The 19,589-nt window shown below is 65.0% G+C and carries 17 protein-coding genes; 10 read left to right on the top strand and 7 right to left on the bottom strand.

The window, feature by feature from the left end; all coding sequences use genetic code 11:
- Positions 1-2: 2 nt before the first annotated feature.
- From AO684_RS07530 to AO684_RS07510, 5 genes are all read right to left on the bottom strand, one after another.
- On the bottom strand, positions 3-1,007 hold the full coding sequence (locus AO684_RS07530) for an ABC transporter ATP-binding protein (RefSeq protein ID WP_054302125.1): 1,005 nt from the start codon (positions 1,005-1,007) through the stop codon (positions 3-5).
- On the bottom strand, positions 1,004-1,987 hold the full coding sequence (locus AO684_RS07525) for an ABC transporter ATP-binding protein (protein WP_054302124.1): 984 nt from the start codon (positions 1,985-1,987) through the stop codon (positions 1,004-1,006). The genes AO684_RS07530 and AO684_RS07525 overlap by 4 nt, the downstream gene beginning before the upstream one ends.
- Positions 1,984-2,889 carry an ABC transporter permease gene (locus AO684_RS07520; protein WP_054302123.1) on the bottom strand — a complete coding sequence of 302 codons (906 nt, stop codon included), beginning with the start codon at positions 2,887-2,889 and terminating at the stop codon, positions 1,984-1,986. The genes AO684_RS07525 and AO684_RS07520 overlap by 4 nt, the downstream gene beginning before the upstream one ends.
- Entirely contained in the window at positions 2,889-3,863 is a 975-nt protein-coding gene (locus AO684_RS07515; RefSeq protein WP_054302122.1) for an ABC transporter permease, read from the bottom strand. Before AO684_RS07515 ends, AO684_RS07520 begins: the two co-directional genes overlap by 1 nt.
- Before the next feature lie 76 nt (positions 3,864-3,939).
- On the bottom strand, positions 3,940-5,523 hold the full coding sequence (locus AO684_RS07510) for an ABC transporter substrate-binding protein (protein ID WP_082400814.1): 1,584 nt from the start codon (positions 5,521-5,523) through the stop codon (positions 3,940-3,942).
- A gap of 307 nt (positions 5,524-5,830) precedes the next feature.
- Between AO684_RS07510 and AO684_RS07505 the strand changes: the two genes are divergently transcribed.
- Positions 5,831-6,736, top strand: coding sequence for a LysR family transcriptional regulator (locus AO684_RS07505; protein ID WP_054302121.1), 906 nt, complete (start codon positions 5,831-5,833; stop codon positions 6,734-6,736).
- Positions 6,737-6,766: 30 nt separating this feature from the next.
- Here AO684_RS07505 and AO684_RS07500 read toward each other — a convergent pair whose 3' ends face one another.
- Together AO684_RS07500 and AO684_RS07495 are read right to left on the bottom strand one after the other, a co-directional pair.
- Positions 6,767-7,669 carry a LysR family transcriptional regulator gene (locus AO684_RS07500; RefSeq protein ID WP_152968376.1) on the bottom strand — a complete coding sequence of 301 codons (903 nt, stop codon included), beginning with the start codon at positions 7,667-7,669 and terminating at the stop codon, positions 6,767-6,769.
- Positions 7,670-7,739: 70 nt separating this feature from the next.
- Positions 7,740-8,744 (bottom strand): NADP-dependent oxidoreductase, encoded by a 1,005-nt coding sequence (locus AO684_RS07495; RefSeq protein WP_054302119.1) that lies wholly within the window; start codon positions 8,742-8,744, stop codon positions 7,740-7,742.
- A 349-nt stretch (positions 8,745-9,093) separates the two neighbouring features.
- On the opposite strand from AO684_RS07495, the gene AO684_RS07490 reads away from it, so the two are divergent.
- From AO684_RS07490 to AO684_RS07450, 9 genes are all read left to right on the top strand, one after another.
- A complete protein-coding gene (locus tag AO684_RS07490; protein ID WP_054302208.1) occupies positions 9,094-10,572 on the top strand; it encodes a sugar ABC transporter ATP-binding protein in 1,479 nt (492 codons plus the stop codon).
- Between the two features lie 27 nt (positions 10,573-10,599).
- Complete coding sequence (locus tag AO684_RS07485) at positions 10,600-11,595, top strand: ABC transporter permease (RefSeq protein ID WP_054302118.1); 996 nt, start codon at positions 10,600-10,602, stop codon at positions 11,593-11,595.
- A gap of 74 nt (positions 11,596-11,669) precedes the next feature.
- A complete protein-coding gene (locus AO684_RS07480; RefSeq protein ID WP_054302117.1) occupies positions 11,670-12,653 on the top strand; it encodes a substrate-binding domain-containing protein in 984 nt (327 codons plus the stop codon).
- 94 nt (positions 12,654-12,747) lie between these two features.
- Positions 12,748-13,506, top strand: coding sequence for a GolD/DthD family dehydrogenase (locus AO684_RS07475; RefSeq protein ID WP_054302116.1), 759 nt, complete (start codon positions 12,748-12,750; stop codon positions 13,504-13,506).
- Positions 13,507-13,513: 7 nt separating this feature from the next.
- Positions 13,514-14,506 carry a dihydroxyacetone kinase subunit DhaK gene (locus AO684_RS07470; RefSeq protein WP_054302115.1) on the top strand — a complete coding sequence of 331 codons (993 nt, stop codon included), beginning with the start codon at positions 13,514-13,516 and terminating at the stop codon, positions 14,504-14,506.
- A gap of 7 nt (positions 14,507-14,513) precedes the next feature.
- Positions 14,514-15,149: a dihydroxyacetone kinase subunit DhaL gene (gene dhaL, locus AO684_RS07465; RefSeq protein WP_054302114.1), complete on the top strand. Its 636-nt coding sequence runs from the start codon at positions 14,514-14,516 to the stop codon at positions 15,147-15,149.
- Between the two features lie 62 nt (positions 15,150-15,211).
- Positions 15,212-15,862: a dihydroxyacetone kinase subunit DhaL gene (dhaL, locus tag AO684_RS07460; protein WP_054302113.1), complete on the top strand. Its 651-nt coding sequence runs from the start codon at positions 15,212-15,214 to the stop codon at positions 15,860-15,862.
- Positions 15,862-17,916, top strand: a complete 2,055-nt coding sequence (locus AO684_RS21255) for a bifunctional sugar-binding transcriptional regulator/dihydroxyacetone kinase subunit DhaK (protein WP_082400812.1) — start codon at positions 15,862-15,864, stop codon at positions 17,914-17,916. The genes dhaL (AO684_RS07460) and AO684_RS21255 overlap by 1 nt, the downstream gene beginning before the upstream one ends.
- 131 nt (positions 17,917-18,047) lie before the next feature.
- Positions 18,048-19,574: an alpha/beta hydrolase gene (locus AO684_RS07450; RefSeq protein WP_054302112.1), complete on the top strand. Its 1,527-nt coding sequence runs from the start codon at positions 18,048-18,050 to the stop codon at positions 19,572-19,574.
- Positions 19,575-19,589 lie beyond the last annotated feature (15 nt).

Genomic DNA, 19,589 nt, shown 5'->3' with positions numbered 1-19,589 from the left:
GGTCAGGCCGCAGTGCGGTCGTTGAGGTGGCAGGCTGACAGCCGGTCCGCTGCGATGGGGCGCAGGGCAGGGGCCTCGGCCCGGCAGCGCGCGGTGGCGGCGGGGCAGCGCGGATGGAAGGGGCAGCCGGGCGGGGGCGCCAGCGGCGAGGGCAATTCACCCCGGATCGGCTGATAGTCCCGCGCGCCTGGCTCCAGGACCGGCAGTTGTTCCATCAGCAACCGGGTGTAGGGATGGTTCGGGTCGGAAAACAGCGCCTCGGTCGGAGCGATTTCCACGACCCGGCCCAGATACATGATCACCACCCGGTCCGAGATATGTTCGACGACCCCCAGATTGTGCGAGATGAACAGGTAGGTCAGGCCGAACTCATCCCGCAGGTCCATGAACAGGTTCAGCACCTGCGCCTGAATGGACACATCAAGCGCGGCCACCGCCTCGTCACAGATAATCAGCTTCGGGTTCACGGCCAGCGCACGGGCGATCCCGATGCGCTGGCGCTGACCGCCGGAAAACTGGTGCGGAAAGCGGTCGGCATAGGCGCCGGACAGGCCCACCTTTTCCATCAGCGCGGTTACATAGGCCCGCTTTTCCGAAGCAGGGACGATGCCGTGACAGACCGGCGCCTCGCCGATGATGTCCAGCACCTGCATCCGGGGGTTCAGCGAGGCGAAAGGATCCTGGAAGATCATCTGCACCTGCAAGGCGAAGTCGCGCTTTTGACCTGCGGTCATCGCGCGGTCAGAGACGCCCTGCCACAGGATATCACCTTCCGTCCGGCTGCTGATGCCAGCCAGCATCCGCGCCACGGTGGATTTGCCGCAGCCGGACTCACCGACGATGCCGACCACCTCGCCGGGCAGGACGGCCAGATCGACCCCGGTCGCCGCGCGGACCTCGATCTTCTTCTGTCTGGCGCCGAACAGATTGGCGATATGCCCCGCGACGGAGACGGGCTTGACGAAGGTCTTGGTCAGGCCGCGCAGTTCAAGGATCGGCTGGGTCATCGGCGGTCTCCGACAGGATGCCAGCAACGGAAGGCGCGCCCCGCGCCGGTCTCGGTCAGTTCGGGGGCAGTGCGGCAGGTTTCGGTGGCATGAGCGCAGCGGGCACTGAAGGCGCAGCCCGGCGGCAGGTTCAGCAGCGAAGGCGTCATGCCCGGAATTTGATACAGCCGGTGTCCCCGCGTCTCGCGCGAGGGGACCGAGGCGATCAGCCCCTGCGTATAGGGATGTTGCGGATTGCGGATGACCTCGGCGGTTGTGCCCGTTTCGACCACGCGGCCCGCATACATCACGGCGATGCGGTCGGCGAGACCCGCCACCACCGCCAGATCATGGGTAATCCAGATCAGCGCGGTGCCGGTCTGGCGGCACAGGGCCTTCACCTCATGGATGATCTGTCCCTGGATCGACACATCCAGCGCGGTTGTCGGCTCATCCGCGATGATCAGGCGCGGGCGGTTGATCATCGCAATGGCAATCGCGATCCGCTGGCGCATCCCGCCGGACAGTTCGAACGGATAGGCTTGCAGCCGTTCGTCGGGCGAGGGGATGCCGACGGCGACCAGCACGTCGCGGGCGCGGCGCAACGCCGCCTGCCGACTGATCTTTTCATGGGCCTGAACCGCCTCGATCATCTGGGTGTCGATGCGCAGAACCGGGTTCAACGTCATCGACGGGTCCTGAAAGATCATCGCGATGTCCTTGCCGCGCAGGCGGCGGCGCTCGGCCTCGGGCAGCGTCACCAGATCGCGGCCGTCAAAGCCGATGCGCCCGCCTGAGATGCGGCCTGGCGGGTCGATCAGACCAAGGATCGAGAAGCCTGTGATCGACTTGCCCGAACCGGATTCCCCGACAAGGCCCAGGATTTCGCCACGCCTGAGCGTGAGGTCGACCCCGTCCACTGCCTTCACCACGCCAGCGCGGGAGTGGAAGTGCGTCTGAAGGTGCTCGACCGACAGAAGGGGCTGTTCGGCTGCGGTCATTGGGCATTCCTCGGGTTCAGGATGTCGCGCAGATGATCGCCCACCAGATTGATCGCAAGGATCAGCAGGGCCAGCGCCATGCCCGGAAAGAACGAGATCCAGTATTGCCCGGACATCATGAATTCAAAGCCGTTGGCGATCAGCATGCCCAGCGAGGGTTCGGTCACCGGGACGCCGATCCCCAGAAAGGACAGCGTTGCCTCGGCGGCGATGGCATGGGCGAGGTCGATGGTGGCGATCACGATCAGCGGCGGCAGGCAGTTGGGCAGCATGTGGCGAAAGATGATCCGGCGCGACCCCAGGTTGAGACAGCGCGCGGCCAGTACATATTCCCGGTTCCGTTCCACCATCGCCGTGCTGCGGGCCGTGCGGGCGAAATAGGCCCATTGCACGATGACCAGCGCAAGGATCACCTTGTCGACGCCTTGGCCCAGTACCGACAGCAGCACGAGCGCGACAAGAATGGCGGGGAAGGACAGCTGGAGATCGACAATGCGCATCAGCACCGCATCGACCCAGCCACCGATATAGGCCGCGACCATGCCGATTGTCGTGCCGATCAGCAGTGCCCCCAGCACCGATGTCACGGCGACGATCAGGCTGGTGCGCATGCCGTACAGCATCGCGGACAGTACATCCCGCGCCTGTCCATCGGTGCCCAGCCAGTAGGTCGTGCCGGTGAATTCAGAGACTGATCCGGGGGGAAGCTGGGAATCGAAGATCTCCAGCGCGCCGATGTCATAAGGGTTTTGCGGCGCAACCCATGGGGCCAGTGCAGCAAAACCCAGAAGCAGCAGCAGCGTCCCGAGGCCCAGTACGGCCAGCGGGCTTTCGGCAAAGCGCTGCATCAACAGGCGGCGCGGACTGGCGGTCTTTGCCGCAGGGATCATCGGAGCTGCCATCAGTCGCGCACCTTCTCGCGGGAGCTGGGGTCGATGGCCATGTAAAGCAGGTCCACCACCAGGTTCAGGATGACCAGGAAGAACACCATGATCAGGACGTAGGCCACGACCACGGGCCGATCCAGCGTGATGATGGAATCGATCAGCAGCTTGCCCATGCCGGGCCAGGAAAAGACGGATTCCGTTACGACCGCAAAAGCGATGGCCTGCCCGAATTCCAGCCCGCTGACTGTCAGGATCGGGATCATGATGTTCTTCAGCAGATGAACGCCAAAGATGCGCCGCGCGGGCAGGCCCTTGGCGCGGGCGAATTTGATGTAGTCCATCGGCAACACCTCGCGCGTCGCGGCGCGGGTGACGCGGATCAGCAGCGCGGCCTTGGCAAGGCCGAGCGTCAGGGCAGGCAGTGCCACATGATACCAGCCTTGCAGCGTCAGCAGGCTGAGCTTCAGCGGCCCCACCTCGACCGCCGGCCCCCGCCCCGAGGCGGGCAGCAAGCCCAGCTGCACGGCGAAAACCATGATGAGCATGAGCCCGATCCAGAAGGTCGGCAGGCTGAAGCCGAAGATCGACAGGGCCATGATGGCGCGCGAGGACGGCGCCTCGGGCCGCATCCCGGCAAGCATGCCCAGCGGCACGCCCACGAGCACGGCAAAGCCCATGGCGACGATCACCAGCTCGAATGTGGCGGGCATCCGTTCGAGGATCAGCTGAAGCGCGGGCTGCCCGGTCAGGAAGCTGCGCCCGAAATCGCCCTGCAAGGCATTGCCCATGAAAGACAGGTATTGCACCAGCATGGACCGGTCGAGGCCAAGCGCCTCGCGCACCATCTGGCGTTCCAGATCGGTTGCCTCGGGGCTGACCAGCATCGCGGTCGGATCGCCGATGAGGAAGATGCCGACGAATACCAGAACCGACATCACCAGAAGGACGATGACGGACTGGAGCAGCCGGTTGATGACAAAGACAAGCACGGGGCGGCGGTCCTCAGAAAGAAAGGGGCGGCATCACAGAGCCCGAAAACCCTGTGATGCGGCCAGTCGGGGAGCGTCAGTTTTCCGTCGTCACGAATTGCGGCAGGGTGAACTGGTCGGCGCGCGCCGCATAGGTCAGCCCGCTGCGCAGCGCCCAGGATGGCACTTCGAAATGCAGTGGAAGGATGGCGTAATCTTCCATCGCCAGCGCATCCGCCTGTTCCAGCAGAGCCTTACGGGCCGCGTCGTCCATCGTGCCGCTGGCCTCGTCCAGCAGGCGATCAAGCTCGGGGTTGGAATAACGCCCGCCATTCGCCGTGCCCTGGCCCTTTGCCTTGTCATAAGTCATCAGCTGCGCCGTCAGCGTCGTGCCGATTTCGGCCGTGTTATTGCCCCAGCTGCCCAGATAGGCGCTGTAATCCAGCGCATCACGGTTCTTGAAGTACACCGGGGGTGCGACAGCATCGACGGCGGTGGTAACGCCGATCCGGCTCCACATCGCGGCGACGGTCTGGCTGACGCGGGCATCATTCACATAACGTCCGCTGGGCGAACCGAGGGTAATGGTAAAGCCGTTGCCCCAGCCTGCTTCGGCCAGCAGCGCCCTGGCGCGTTCAGTGTCCGGCCTGGGCGCGTCGACATGCGCCGGGCTGGTGCCGAACATGGTGCCGGTGCCAAGGCTGCCCGCTGCCACCGCCGCACCGCCCATGATGCGCTCGACAATGGCCGCGCGGTCGATGGCCAGTGACAGGGCCTCACGCACGCGCTTGTCCTTCAGCGGGTTCTTGCCCCCGGCGCCCCCGATGCCGGGGCTGTCATCCCGCTCCTGATCCAGCGCGATATAGATGGAGCGCGCAGGCGGGGCCGAAACCACATTGACCGCCTTATTCGCCCTGAAATCCGCGATGCTGGCGGTGGGCAGGTCTTCCATCATGTCGATATCCCCGGCCAGCAGCGCCGCCGCCCGCGCGGCGGGGTTGGTCATCGGGCGCATGACCACGCGGTCCCAGGCCGGGGCAGTGCCCCAATAATGTTCGTTGCGGGCCAGAACGAGGTCAGCCCCCTTCTGCCAGGACACGAAGGTGAACGGGCCAGTGCCGATCAGGCCCTCGCCGCGGTTCATCTCGGTCGTGGTGCGGCCTTCGGGGGCGGGGCCGGAGGCGGCAGTCTTCGACAGGATCGGAATGTTCACGATGTCGACCAGCAGCAGCGGATAGGGCACTGTCGTCGTGATCCGCACGGTTGCATCATCCAGCGCGGTGACAGAGGCGATCTTGCGGGTGAACAGGGTGAAGGCGGTCGGGCTGTTCGGCACCTTGGCGACGCGGTCGAAGGTGAAAACCACATCCGCTGCCGTCAGCGGGCTGCCGTCCGAGAAGGTGACGCCGGGCCGCAGCTTGAAATCCCATTCGGTCGGGCTGGCCAGTGCCCAGCTTTCCGCCAGCAGGGGTTTGACCGCGCCGGTCGAATCTTGCGTGGTCAGGGCCTCGAAGATCGACAGGGCAACCTGCATATTCGGCGACAGCACATGGAACTGCGGGTCCAGCGACGAGGGCTCGGATTTGAGGCCAATGGTCAGATCGTCGGCAAGGGCGGGTCCGCCAAGCGTCAGCCCGGCGAAAGCGGTGGCGGTCAGAAGGCGGTGTCTGGTCAGGCGCATGTCAAATCCTCTTCGCCGCAGGCTCGGGGCCACGCGGGCATCGCTGTTGTCTTGTATTGCTGCGCGCAGTGGGCCTGCCCGGCCTGCGCATGGCCCCGTTTCCCGGTGTACCTGCTGCATTAGCCCGCCGGTGCCGGTTCGGAGCCGTGGCGGGCAGGGGAAATCTGGGTCGGTTCCTGCCGGGATGCAATGAACTTACCCGCCCGCAGCGATGAATATAAGTTATAATGACATGGCCAAAACTTGATGTAATAACGGGATGGCGCCATAAATCATTGTTATTCCGGTCAGAGGATCGCAGGAGGCCATGGATTTCCGGCAGTTGAGAAATCTTGTCTTTGTCGCCCGTTACGCCAGCTTCGGTGTTGCCGCCGACAAGCTGAACGTCACTCAGCCCGCTCTGAGCAAAAGCATCCGCGCGCTGGAACAGGCGACCGGGGTGCGCCTTCTGGACCGTGGGCCATGGGGCGTGCGCCCGACCGCGTTCGGCGAGCGCCTGATCGAATATGCCGAGGCGGTTCTGGCCCTGACCGACGAGGCGCGGGACGAGCTGGATGCGATGCGGGGCGCGCAGCGCGGGCGGCTGCGGGTCGGTGGGATTGCCACAACCTTGCGCACGATCCTGCCGAATGCGGCACGGCGCTTTCTTGCAAGCCACCCCGGCGTGAACCTGACCCTGAACGAAGAGTTGAGCCCCGCCCTGCAACATCAGGTGCTGAACGGAACCATCGACATCGCGCTGATGTCGCGCCCCCGCGACTTTCCCGATGAGGAACTGGAATATCGCGATCTGATCAAGGTGCCTCTGGTGATCGTGGCCGACCGGGCGCATCCCCTCGCCGCCCGTGACAGCCTCCGGCTGGCCGACCTGCGGGACTGGCTGTGGATCATTCCCGCCCGCCCTGACCCGGACCGCACGGCGCTGGATGCGCTTTTCGCCAATGCGCTACTGCCGCTGCCGCAGGCGATCTGCGAGACGACCTCCTCCACCTTTCAGGTGTCGATGCTGGCTGGTTCGCCCTGGCTCAGCTATTTGTCGAACACCAGCGCCTTCGCGCGCGGCGCATCGGCGCAGCTGGTGCCGCTGAAACTGGATGTGCCACTGTGGACGCGCAGTATCGGCATCGTCTACCGCCGCCGTCCGGCGCATCGCCCGCTCGTCACCAGTTTCATCCGCGAGATGACGGAGGTCTGTGCCGAAATACAGGTCTGACAGTCTGATCCCTGACGGCGTGTCGGGGCGTCATCCTGTTCCCGGCAGAGGTGCTGCAAAAGCAGAAAAATCATACCCGTCCACATGATCCCGAAAGGCCAGCTGGGCGCGGGACGGGTTTTCCCGGCTCGGGAAGATCATCGTCATCTCGTAGGGCGCAGGGGTCCAGCCCGGCAGCAGGCGGACGAGGGCGCCGCTGGCCAGTGCGGGCTGACAGACATAGGCGGGCAACAACGCGATGCCGCTGCCAAGCAGGGTGGATTGCAGCAGGAACCCCATGGAATCCGAGGAAAACGAGGCCGGTGGTCGCAGGCTGACCTGTTCCGCCCCGCGGAAGATCCAGTCGGGCTGGGTGTCATGGACAAGACAGCGGTGCTGCACAAGCTCGGCGGGATGGCTTGGTGAGGTGCAGGTTGCCAGATAGGCCGGGGCGGCGACCAGCAGCCGCTGGATGGCGGAGATCCGCCGCAGGATCATGTCCTGCCCCTGTGGGACGCCGACACGGAAGGCAAAGTCGATCCGTTCGCGCAGCAGGTCCAGCGCACGGTTGGTGGCGAGCAACTCTACCGTGATTCCCGGATGGCGGCCTGTAAAGCCGTGCAGGAAGCGCGGCATGAAATGGCTGGCGGTGATCTCGGGGCAGGTGATGCGCAACTGGCCTTCCGGTTGCGTCTTGAGATGGCCCATGGCCACGGCGGCGTTCTGCGCCTCTTCCCTGACCCTCCGGCAATAGGCCAGATAGACCTCGCCCGCCGCCGTCAGCGTCACCTGCCGGGTGGATCGGTTCAGAAGGCGCAGGCCCAGCCGGGCCTCAAGCTGGGCAATGCGTTGGCTGACGGTCGATTTCGGGATGCCAAGACGCTGGCCGCCTTGTGTGAAGCTGCCGGTTTCGGCCACCTCGGCCAGAAGGATCATGTCATCCAGACTGTCCACCTTGTCACCCGTAATGTCCGGCTCGTGGGACAGTATCCGGCATGACCGGCAGCCCGCAATGGCCTCTGGATCAGAGCTTCACCAGCTGCTTGCCGAAATTCTCGCCCTTCAGCATGCGAATGAAGGCTTGCGGCGCGGCTTCGATGCCTTCGGCCACATCCTCGCGCGCCTCCAGCAGGCCCTGCTGATACCAGGCGGTCAGATCGCGGCGCGCCTCGGCATAATGTGCCTCGAAGTCATTCAGCAGGAAGCCCTCGATCCGGGCGCGGGTGACCAGAATGCGGCGCAGGAAGCGCGGCCCGATGTCGGGCTGGTCGAACCTGTCGGCAAGCGCCACAGTGCCAACGACGACGATCCGGCCAAAGGTGTTGAGGTTCAGCAGGGCTGCGTCATGCAGCGGGCCTGCGGTATTGTCGAGGAAGACATCGACGCCTTCGGGGCAGGCGCGCGCGATGGCGGCGGTCAGGTCGCCCGCTGTCCGGTGGTTGATCCCGGCCTGATAGCCGATGCTCCTGCACCATTCGACCTTGGCATCGGACCCGGCGATGGCGACCGGATTGAACCCCTTGATCCGGGCAATCTGGCCGGCAATCTGACCCAGCGCGCCCGAGGCGGCCGAAATCAGCACCGTCTCGCCTGCTTTGGGGTGGCCGACATTCAGCAAGGCGAAATAGGCGCTGAGGCCCGGCATCCCGAGGCATCCCAGCGAGGTTTGCACAGGCGCGGCATCAGGGTCCAGCCGCATGGCGGTATCCGCCGCCACGGTGGTGTAGGGCTGCCAGCCGAAATCATCGGCCTGAATGATATCGCCCGGGCGAAACAGCGGAGAGTTCGAAGTGACGACCTCGCCCACCCCGCCGCCCTGCATCACCTCGCCTATCTGCTGCCCGGCAGCATAGTTCTTCGCCGGGCTCAGCCTCGCGCGTATGTAGGGGTCCACCGACAGCCAAAGCGTGCGCACCAGAAGCTCGCCGGGTCCGGCAACGGGGGCAGGCCGGTCCTCAAGGCTGAAATCCTCCGGGGCAGGCATGCCGGTCGGGAAGCGTTTGAGGGTCCAGGTGGGGTTTGAGGTCATGGCTTTGTCCTTGGTGTCAGGATGCACGGGCAGACTAGCCGCCGCCGGGGTGGCGAGACAGCCCTTGCTTGCAGACACAGTGTTCAGCCTGGCGAACAGTTGCCCCCAATTCCGCGTGGCTCTCCGGGGGGCCTTCGGGCCGGATGATTCGTCGGCTCGGGTTTGCTCTGGGACGTCCTGAAAGTGTCCGGCGCGTCGGATTTATAGAAATGTTAACATTATCAATATGATGCTTCCATGTCGCGGCAAAAATTTCAAAAGTCATCATTTAATTGACATTAGTCAGTTCAGAGATATCTTACAAATGTCGACCATATGGTGACTTATGATCGATACCGGGGAGGGGAAGATGGCGGCACTGCTGGAGGTCTCGGACCTCGTGAAAAGCTTTTCAGGTGTTCCGGCGTTGCGGGATGGGCGGTTCCGGCTGGAACCCGGCTCGGTCCATGCGCTGTGCGGCGGCAATGGTGCGGGCAAATCGACCTTTCTGAAGATCGTCATGGGCATCCAGCCACGCGACAGCGGCGTGATCCGGCGCCGCGGGGACGAGGTCAGCTTTTCCAGCCCGGCCGAGGCGCTGGCCAACGGCATCGCCATCGTTGAGCAGGAGCTTTCGCCGGTGCCTGCCATGTCGGTGGCCGAGAACATCTATATGGGGCGCGAGCCGGTGGGCCGTTTTGGCCGTATCGACTTTGCCACCCTCAATCGTCAGACGCAGGATTTGCTGGATGGTTTCGGCTTCTCCATCCGGGCGACCGATCTGATGATGGATCTGACCGTCGCGCAGACCCAGCTGGTCGAGATTGCCAAGGCGCTGAGCTATGATGCCGAGGTCATCATTCTGGACGAGCCGACTTCGGCGCTTGGCGAGGCGGAGGCCGGACATCTGTTCGCCGCGATTGCCACGATGAAGGCGCGGGGCAAGGGGGTGATCTATGTCAGTCACCGCCTGTCGGAAATCTTTTCCATCGCCGACAGCTACACCGTGTTCCGCGATGGCAGCTTCGTCCAGACCGGCGCCATGGCAGAGATCAGCAAGGACCAGTTGATCCAGCTGATCGTCGGCCGCCCGCTGACCGAGGAATTCATCAAGGAAAACACGCCGGGCACGGAAGCCGTGCTGAGCGTCAGCGGTTTGTCGGCGGCGCGCGGAGTGCGCGATATCTCTTTCACCGCGCACCGGGGCGAAATCCTCGGGCTTTATGGCCTGATGGGATCGGGCCGGACAGAGATTTTCGACCGCCTGTTCGGCCTTTGCGCGGAAACCGGCGGGCAGATCGCGGTGGGGGGGCGGCAGGTGCTGCTGCGCTCGCCTGCCGAGGCCATTGCCGCGGGCATCGCCTATGTGACCGAGGATCGCAAGGGCTCGGGCCTCGTGCTGTCGGGCAGCGTGCGCGACAACCTTTGCCTTGCCACGCTGGCGGCGCTGTCCCGCGCGGGTGTGATGCGCGCGGCGCAGGAGGGCGATGCGGCGGCGCGGATGATCGACGAGCTGAAGATCAAGACCGCCAGCGATGCGCTGGGTGTCGGGCATCTGTCCGGTGGCAATCAGCAGAAGGTGGTGTTGGGCAAGTGGTTTCTCACCGCGCCGCGCATCCTTTTGCTGGACGAGCCGACACGCGGCGTCGACGTCGGCGCCAAGCGCGAGATCTATCGCGTGATGTCCGATTTCGCCCGCGCGGGCGGCACCGTGCTGATGGTGTCCTCGGAAACCGACGAAATGCTGGGCATGGCGGATCGGGTCATCGTGCTGAAGGACGGTCGCATGGCCGGAGAACTGGGCCGGGATGCGCTCTCGGCGGAAGGATTGCTGCATCTGGCCGCGTGACGGCAGGCGCAGAGGGAGGACAGGGATATGGAACTCAAGGCAAAGACCCCGGCGGGCGGTGGTCTGTCGGCCGGACAGATCGTGCAGAAATACGGCATCGTCTTCGCGCTGCTTCTGGCCTGTCTGGCTTTGACGCTGATCAACGAGAACTTTCTGACCACGCGTAACGTGCTGAACGTTCTGCGGCAGACCTCGATCAACGGGGTTCTGGCGATTGGCATGACCTTTGTCATCCTGACGCGCGGGATTGATCTGTCGGTCGGTTCGGTTGTGGCGCTGACCGGGGTTGTTGCCGCCTCTTTTGCGACCACATCCTCGGCCGGGTTCATTCCGGGCGCGCCATGGCCTGCGCTGGTGGCCATCGCCATCGGGCTGCTGGTCGGCATGGGCTGCGGCGGCGTTTCCGGGGTAATCGTGGCGCGGTTCCGCGTGCCGGCCTTCGTGGCGACACTGGGCATGCTGTCGGCGGCGCGCGGGCTGACCCTGCTTTATTCCAGCGGCCGCCCCATCCCGGCGCTGAGCGATTCCTTCCGCTGGATTGGCACCGGCAGCGTTCTGGGCATCCCGGTCCCGATCTTCGTCCTGCTGGGCACCTTTGCCGCTGCGCATTTCGTGCTGACCCAGACTCGGTTCGGTCGCCACATCTACGCCGTGGGCGGCAATCCGCATGCAGCCAAGGTTTCGGGCCTGCCGGTGAACCGCATCCGCTTCATGGTCTATGTGATCTCTGGTGCGCTCGCCGGGCTTGCCGGGATGATCCTTGCCGCGCGCACCGGATCGGCGCTGCCGCAGGCGGGTATCGCCTATGAACTGGACGCCATCGCGGCGGTGGTGATCGGCGGCACAAGCCTTGCGGGCGGGGTGGGGCGGGTGTCCGGCACGCTGATCGGGGCGCTGCTGATCGGCGTGATGAACAACGGGCTCGATCTGATGGGGGTCGAATCCTACTACCAGCAGGTCATCAAGGGCTTCCTGATCGTGGCTGCCGTGATGCTCGACCAATCCAAGAACAAGCAGGACTGACCGTCCTCGACTTGAGGCGCGGGCGAACGGCCCGCCGCCATGACCGCGTGATCCAAATGGGAGGAAGAACGCAAATGACCAAGAAGACGCTGATGCTTGCGACGGCGCTGTCGCTGGTGGCCGGTCTGGCCGGGGCGCAGGACAAGCCGAAGATCGGGGCTGCTGTCTACGGGCTCAATGCCGAGTTCATGCAGATCTGGGCCCAGGCGGCCGAGAACCACCCGGCGGTGAAGGAAGGCCTGGTGGACCTGACCGTATTCGACGGCCGCTATGATGCGCTGGTCCAGCAGGAACAGTTCGAGACGATGATCACCCAGGGCTACAAGGCCATTGTCTTTGTGCCCATCGACATCGAGGCCGGTGCCGCCGCCGTTGATGCCGCCGCTGCGGCAGGCATCCCGGTTTTCGGGTCGAATACCCGCGTGAACAGCGACAAGCTGACGGCCTATGTCGGGTCGGACGACGTGCAGTCGGGCTATATGGAAGCCAAGCATGTGCTCGACAAGATCGGTTGCAAGGGCAATGTCGTGATCATCGAGGGGCCGATTGGTCAGTCGGCGCAGATCCAGCGGCTTGAAGGCAACCAGAAGGCCCTGGCCGAATGCCCTGATGTGAAGGTGATCGAGCAGCAGACCGCGAACTGGAGCCGTGCCGAGGCGCAGACCCTTATGGAAAACTGGCTGACTGCGCATCCGGGTGAGATCGCCGGGATCATCGGCCAGAATGATGAAATGGCACTTGGCGCGATCGAGGCCGTGAAAGCCGCGGGTCTCAAGCCGACCGATTTCGCCATCGCGGGCATCGACGGCGTGACCGACGCGCTGCATGCGGTGAAGGCTGGCGATATGGCCTCGATCCTTCAGGATGGCCATGCGCAGGCGCAGGGTGCCCTGGATTTGGCCATTGCCGCCGTGCTGCCGGATTACAAGCCGATGTCGGAAATCTGGTCGCAATATCCCGACATGCCCTGGGCTGATGGCAAGGCCAAAGAATACAATGTGCCGTGGACGCCGGTGACGGCGGACAACGTGGACGCGCTGCTGGCCACCCGCCAGTAACCGACACGGGCCACAGACCCGAGGGCCGGGCTTCTCGCTCCCGTCCCGGCCCCGGGTGCCTTTCGACAGGGCTGCAATCTCAAGGAACAGAACCATGGTCGCTCCGACTTTCGACTTTTCACTTGCCGGCAAGCTGGCCGTCGTGACCGGCGCGGCCTCGGGCATCGGCGCGGCGATTGCCGAAGCCTTTGCCGCCAAGGGCGCGCGCGTCGCGCTTCTGGACATGAACGGCGAGGCAGCTGCCGCCCGCGCGGCGGACCTGCCGGGGGCTGCGGCCTTTGCCTGTAATGTGACCGATGCGGATAGCGTCGCCGCTGCCGTGGCCAGGGTGCAGACCGAGATGGGCGCCATCGACATTCTGGTGAACAGCGCCGGGATCGTCGATCTTGCCCCGGCCGAGGATCTGGGACCCGTCGCATGGGATCGCACCATCGCAGTGAACCTGACCGGCAGCTTTCTGATGGCGCAGGCAGTGGGCCGGGCGATGATCGCCGCCGGGCGCGGCGGCCGCATCGTCAATCTGGCAAGCCAGGCGGGATCGGTGGCGATTGACGGCCATGTCGCCTATTGCGCCTCGAAATTCGGGATCATCGGCGTCACCAGAACGCTGGCGCTGGAATGGGGCCGCCACGGCATCACGGTCAACTCCATCTCGCCAACAGTGGTGCTGACCGATCTGGGTCGCAAGGCCTGGGACGGGCCGAAGGGTGAGGCGATGAAAGCGCAGATCCCCGCAGGCCGTTTTGCTGAACCGCATGAAATTGCGGCGGCAGCTGTCTTTCTGGCCTCCGCCGAGGCCGCAATGATCAATGGCGCCGACCTTCTGGTCGATGGCGGCTATACCGTGAAGTGAGACGAACATGCAGAGATTCATTAACAATCCCGACGATCTGGTCGATGAAACCGTCGCCGGTTTCGTGAAGGCGCACCGGGATCTGGTGCATCTGGATGCCGGAAATCCGCGTGTGGTCGTGTCGAATGCCGCGCCGCAACAGGGCCGCGTCGGCATTGTGACCGGCGGGGGCTCCGGCCATGAACCGGCCTTCATCGGCTATGCCGGGCGCAATATGGTCGATGCGGTGGCGGTGGGTGAGCTGTTTTCCTCGCCCACGGCGAAAAGCTTTGCCGATGCGATCAGGGCCGCAGATGGCGGGGCCGGGGTCGCGGTGCTGTATGGCAATTATGCGGGCGACAACATGAATGTGAAAATGGCCGCCCGGATGGTGGCCAGGGAGGGTATTGAGGTCGCTACCGTCGTCGCCAATGATGACGTCTGTTCGGCCCCGCCCGGGGAACGCGCCAAGCGGCGTGGCGTCGCGGGCGAGATTTTCATGTGGAAGATCGGCGGGGCGAAAGCCGCGCAGGGTGCGAGCCTCGCCGAAGTGCAGGCGGCGGCGCAGAAGGCGATTGATGCCTGCCGGTCTGTCGGCGTGGGCCTTGGTCCCTGCACGCTGCCGGGCGTCGGGCACCCGAACTTTCAGATCGAGCCGGGCACGATGGAAGTGGGCATCGGCCATCATGGGGAGCCGGGCACGCGGATCGAAGCGCTCAAGACGGCCAACGAAGTGGCCGATGACATGCTGAAGATCGTGATGGAAGATCACGCCCTGCCCGCAGGGACCGAGCTTGCCGTGCTGGTTTCCGGCCTTGGTGCCACGCCGGTGAACGAGCTTTATGTGCTTTACGACCGGATCGAGGCGGGGCTGACGGCCATGGGCATGGGGGTCCACCGGGCGCTGGTCGGCAATTATTTCACTTCGCTCGAAATGGTTGGCGCCACGCTGACCGTGATGGCGCTGGATGCCGAACTGAAGGCGCTGCTTGATCTTGAAACCGCATCTCCGGCACTGTGAGGCTGACATGACCACAATCCAGAATGCAGATCAGGCCACCATCGTCGAGGAACTGGCCGCGGTGATCGTGGCCAACAAGGCCTTCCTGTCGGAAATCGATGGCAAGATCGGTGATGGCGACCATGGGATCAACATGGCCAAGGGATTTGGCCGCGCGGCGGAACGTATCCATGGCAAGGACATGACGCTGGATGCCGCCATGCTGGTGCTGTCCGATGTGCTGATGTCAGAAATCGGCGGCTCAATGGGTCCGCTTTACGGGCTGATGTTCGAGGATATGGCCGGGGCGCTGACAGGTCGGGAGATGATTGACGCTGCGGCCTTCTCCACCATGCTGAATGCCGGGCTGGAGGGCGTGCGCGGCGTCGGATCGGCCGAGGTGGGCGACAAGACGCTGATGGATACGCTGGTTCCCGCCGTCGCGGCCTTTGACGCAGCGCAGGGGCAGGGTTTTGCCGCAGCGCTTCGGGCTATGGCTGCGGCGGCGGAAACCGGGCGCGACAGTACCATTGATCTGGTGGCGAAGATCGGGCGGGCCAGCCGGCTTGGCGAAAGGTCACGCGGGGTGCTGGATGCGGGGGCGACCTCCTGCTGCATGATCCTCACGACCCTCGCGCAATCGGTACAGCGCAGGCTGGCCTGAGCGAGGAGGCCGCTCCCGCTTCGGCTCTTGCGTCGGGGCGGGGATTGGGGCCAAGTGACCACATGAGCCCGCTGGACGCCAATCAGATTGTTGCCCTTTTTCGTGTGATCGCCCGGCGTCTTGCCGAGGCGCGGTCGGAACTTGGTGTGCTGGACGGTGCTATCGGGGATGCGGACCACGGCAATTCCATGGCCGATGGCTTTGCCGCCGTGGTGCGGGCCAGTGCCGAAGCGGCGGCAGCGGGTTGCGCAGCGGGGGATCTGTTCGCCGTTGCGGGCCGGGCCTTCCTGAATGCCGTTGGGGCCACGACCGGCCCGCTTTATGCCAGCGCCCTGTTGCGGGCGGGGCAGCAATTCGCCGGACGGGCCGAAATCGCGGCAGAGGATGTGCCTGCTCTGGTTTCGGCCTTCGCGGCGGGCATCCGGGATCGGGGCAAGGCCCAGCCGGGTGACAAGACCATGATGGATGTCTGGGCGCCTGCTGCGCGGGCGGCGGAACTGCCGGGCGATCCCCTGACGCGACTGGACCGCGCGCTGCGCGCAGCCGAGGACGGGCGTGATGCGACGCGCGCCATGGTCGCCTCTGTCGGTCGTGCCGCCCGGCTGGGCGAGCGCAGCCTTGGCCACATCGACCCCGGCGCCGCTTCGGCTGTCATCGTCATCGCCGCCCTGCGCGACGGGCTGGCGAGGTATCTGTCCGAGGCACGGCCCTGATGGCGCCGCGTCCGGGCAGCAAATCAGGTGACGGGGATACCGCTTCTGCCATGCCGCTGCGCTATGGCGACGATCCCCTGCTCTGGGCGGCATGGCTTTATTACGAGGAAGGGCTGACCCAGGGCGAGATCGCCGAGAAGATGGGTCTGTCCCGCGCCTCGGTGAATGCCTATCTGGCCGATGCCCGCACGCGCGGCATCGTGAATATCGAGATCGCGCCCGACAAGTTCCGCAGCCTGTCCATCGCGCAGGCGCTGCGCGATCATTTCGGCTTGCAGGATTGTCTGGTGATCCCGACCGAGGGCGGTGACCGTTCGCTGATCGCCCGGCTGGGGGCAGCCGGGGCACAGACCTTGCAGCGCTTCGTCAAATCCGGGGACACGCTGGCCGTGACCTGGGGCCGCACCGTTCTGGCGCTGGCCGAGGCGCTGGACCGTCCGGGGTTGCAGGATGTGCGGGTGGTGCAGGCCACCGGCGGCACCACGGCGAAGATCCCGTGGACACCCGAGGCCTGCGCCTCGCGTCTCGCCGAGGCGCTGAACGCGCGCAGCATCCCGATTTCGGCCCCCGCGACAGTGTCTTCGCCCGAGATCCGCGCCATGCTGATGCAGGAGCCGGTTCTGGCCGAGCAACTGGCCATTCTGGCCGAGGCTGACCGGATCGTGATGGGGATTTCCTCGCTGCGGCCGGAAAGCACGATCCACAGCAGCGGCTTTCTGGATGGCGGCGTGCAACATGCGCATTATCAGGATGCCGTGGGCAGCATCATCGGCCGCTTCATCAACGCGCGCGGCGAGCCGGTGATCGGGCCGATGCATGAACGCACCATCGGCATCGACCTCGACGCCCTGCGCCGCATCCCGCAACGCATCGCGGTCGCAGGCGGAGTGGACAAGCTGCCAGCCATTCTGGCGGCATTGCGCGGGGGCTATGTCAATGTGCTGGTCACCGATATGGTGACCGGGCGCGGGATTCTGACCGCAGAAGGCTACAAGGACACGCCGCGCCGCAGCCCGCCGCCGGTTCAGGCGCCGCTGACCGCGCGCAGCTATGTGAAAAAGCTGATCAACGCGCCGCAGGACGCGGTGGACGAGGCGCTGAAAGGCGCGCTTCTGGCGCATGAGCATCTGATCGCCGCGCTGCCGGGCAGCCCGCGCGCCATCCGTGCGCTGGAAGGCCCGCGTGCGGGCAAGGTGGGCATCGTGATCGGTGGCGGCGCCGGGCATGAGCCGGGGTTCTGGGGCTATGTCGGCCGGGGGCTGGCCGATGCCGCAGCAATTGGTAACCTGTTCGCCTCGCCGCCGCCCGGCCCGATCCTCGCCGCGACACAGGCTGTGGATGGCGGGGCAGGTGTTCTGTATATCTACGGCAACTTTTCCGGCGATGTGATGAACTTCGACATGGCGGCAGAGCTGGCCATGGCCGAGGGAATTGCGGTGCGTGCCGTGGTCACGACCGACGATATCGCCTCCTCCCCGGTAGAGAGCCGCGCGGCGCGGCGCGGGGTGGCGGGCAATGTGTTCATCTTCAAGATCGCTGGGGCGGCGGCCGACCGGATGCTGCCGCTGGAAGCCTGCGACGCGCTTGTGCGGCGGGCCAATGCGCGCACCTACACCATGGGGCTGGCGCTGGAACCGGGCAGCCTGCCGGAAACCCGGCGACCCAGTTTCGAGCTTGGCCCGAACGACATCGAAATCGGCGTCGGCGTACATGGCGAGCCGGGGGTGGTGCGTCAGCCACTGGCCCCGGCGGATGATTGTGCCGACCTGCTGCTGGATCGCATCCTCGCCGAAATGGCCCCGCATGAAGGAGAACGGGTGGCGGTTCTGGTCAATTCGCTGGGTGGCACACCGGCGATGGAGCTTTACATCATTCTGCGCCGGGTGCGGCAGCGACTGAAATCGCGGGGGATCGAGGTCCACAGCAGTCTGGTCGGGCCTTACTACACCTCCCTCGACATGGCGGGCGTGTCGCTGACGCTTCTGCATCTGGATGACGAGCTTGCAGGCCTGCTGGAGGCGCCCTGTCGGTCGGCGGCGCTGGTGGTTCCCTGACGCATCACGCGCCTGTCGCAAACCCTGCTTCTGCGGCCGTTCGGCGGACTGACTGCGGGTTGCCGGGAATTTTGGCATTCTCCCGCTGCGGGAAACCCTGCTAGCATCCCGTGGGAAGCTGGGCTGCTGCAATGTCGATCCGCGAACTTCTTGATAACCTGCACAATGTCGTGCGCGATCCGCGCGGCGAGACCCGCTATTGGGGTGATCCGGCGCATAGCTTCAACCTGTTGCCAGGCATCGAGCTTGCAGGCCAGATCGTGCCCGCGCTTTATTTCTCGCACTGGCGCATTCTTGCGCCGCCAAACCTGCCCGCCGAAATTGCCGCGCCGGTTGCCGCCGGGCAGGCGATGGTCGATCAGTTGCGGGAGGGACGGCGCGATCCCTGCGGGCTGATCAACGGTCAGCTGCTTGTGATCCGGCCGGAGGCCGAACGCGGCATGGGCATGGTGGTCTTTCTGGACATGCCTTCGCTCACGCGCTGCCTCGCCGCAGATTTTCCCGACGTGCGCCTGACACCAGCCCTTTTGCAACTGCTTGCAGCGGTTCTTGCAGGTATCCCGATCAAGACCGGCCATCAGGATGACCTGCGATCCGCCGAGACCCGCAAGACACAAGCCCGTGCGTTGCGCGACAGGTTCGGTCTTGCCACGACCGAAGAGGTTGGCCGCATTGTCGGTGCTTTCATCCTGCGCCGGGTCGAGGCTGCGGCGAGCCAGCGTCAGCGCGCCGACAGTCAGGCCTTCCACGCCCATATCGACCGCTTCTACCCCGAGGGCGTGCAATCGCTCGTCCTTTTGGGCCGCGATGGTGAACCGTGCCGCGTTCTGGCGATGGGGCCGGTGGCGGGGCGGCCCGTCATCATGCTGCATCCCCTGATCCTGCCAAGTATCGCCGGTGAGGATATCGAGGAACTGCACAGGCTGAACCTGCGGCTGTACTGGCCGCTGCGGATCGGTCAGCTTGCCCCGCACGACAGGCCCGCATCGGAAGAGGAAACGATCCGCCACGCGTTGCGCGGGATTGACCTTGTGCGTAGTTGTTTTTGCGGGCCGACGGCGACACTGGTCAGCATTGCGGCGGCCTCGAAGATTGCCCTTGCCTATGCCCGGCGGCATCCCGAGCGGGTGAACATGATCTGCACTGCGGCGGCCTGTGTGTTGCGCGGGCGGCCGCAGACCGCGAACCGGCGGCTGGCCAAAAGCATTCTCGACATTCTGGACCGGACGCCCTGGCTGGCAGAGGGTGCCCTGCGGATCGCGACGAGCCACCTGCTGTCAGAGCGCCGGTTCCGCCGCTTCCTTACGGACCAGTTTGCCGAAAATCCGGCGGATGGGGCGATCATCCGCTACGAGTTGGACGAAGTTGCAGGCGGGCACCGTATCAAGGAAGCGATCGAGCTTTCGCTGCATTCAATCCGCAACGATTTCGCCTTCCAGCTTGATCTTGAGTGGGATCAGGCCCGGCATCTGAAAATGCCGCTTCATATCCTGCATGGCGCGCAGGACAGCATCCACCCGCTGCCCATGATCCGCGCGCTGGCTGCCGGATTGCCCGACGCAGAGTTGCATGTCATGCCTGAAACCGGGCAATTGCTGATGGGGCCAAGCCTGCGGCGGATGTTTCGCCTGCTGGCGGGCCTCGTGCCCCGGACCTAGCCGGTTCCCGATGTA

The organism is Gemmobacter sp. LW-1 (genome assembly GCF_001303875.1).
In the GTDB taxonomy this organism is placed as follows: domain Bacteria; phylum Pseudomonadota; class Alphaproteobacteria; order Rhodobacterales; family Rhodobacteraceae; genus Gemmobacter; species Gemmobacter caeni.
The sequence above is the reverse complement of the archived record's forward strand: the minus strand, read 5'-3'. Positions and strand labels throughout refer to the sequence as shown.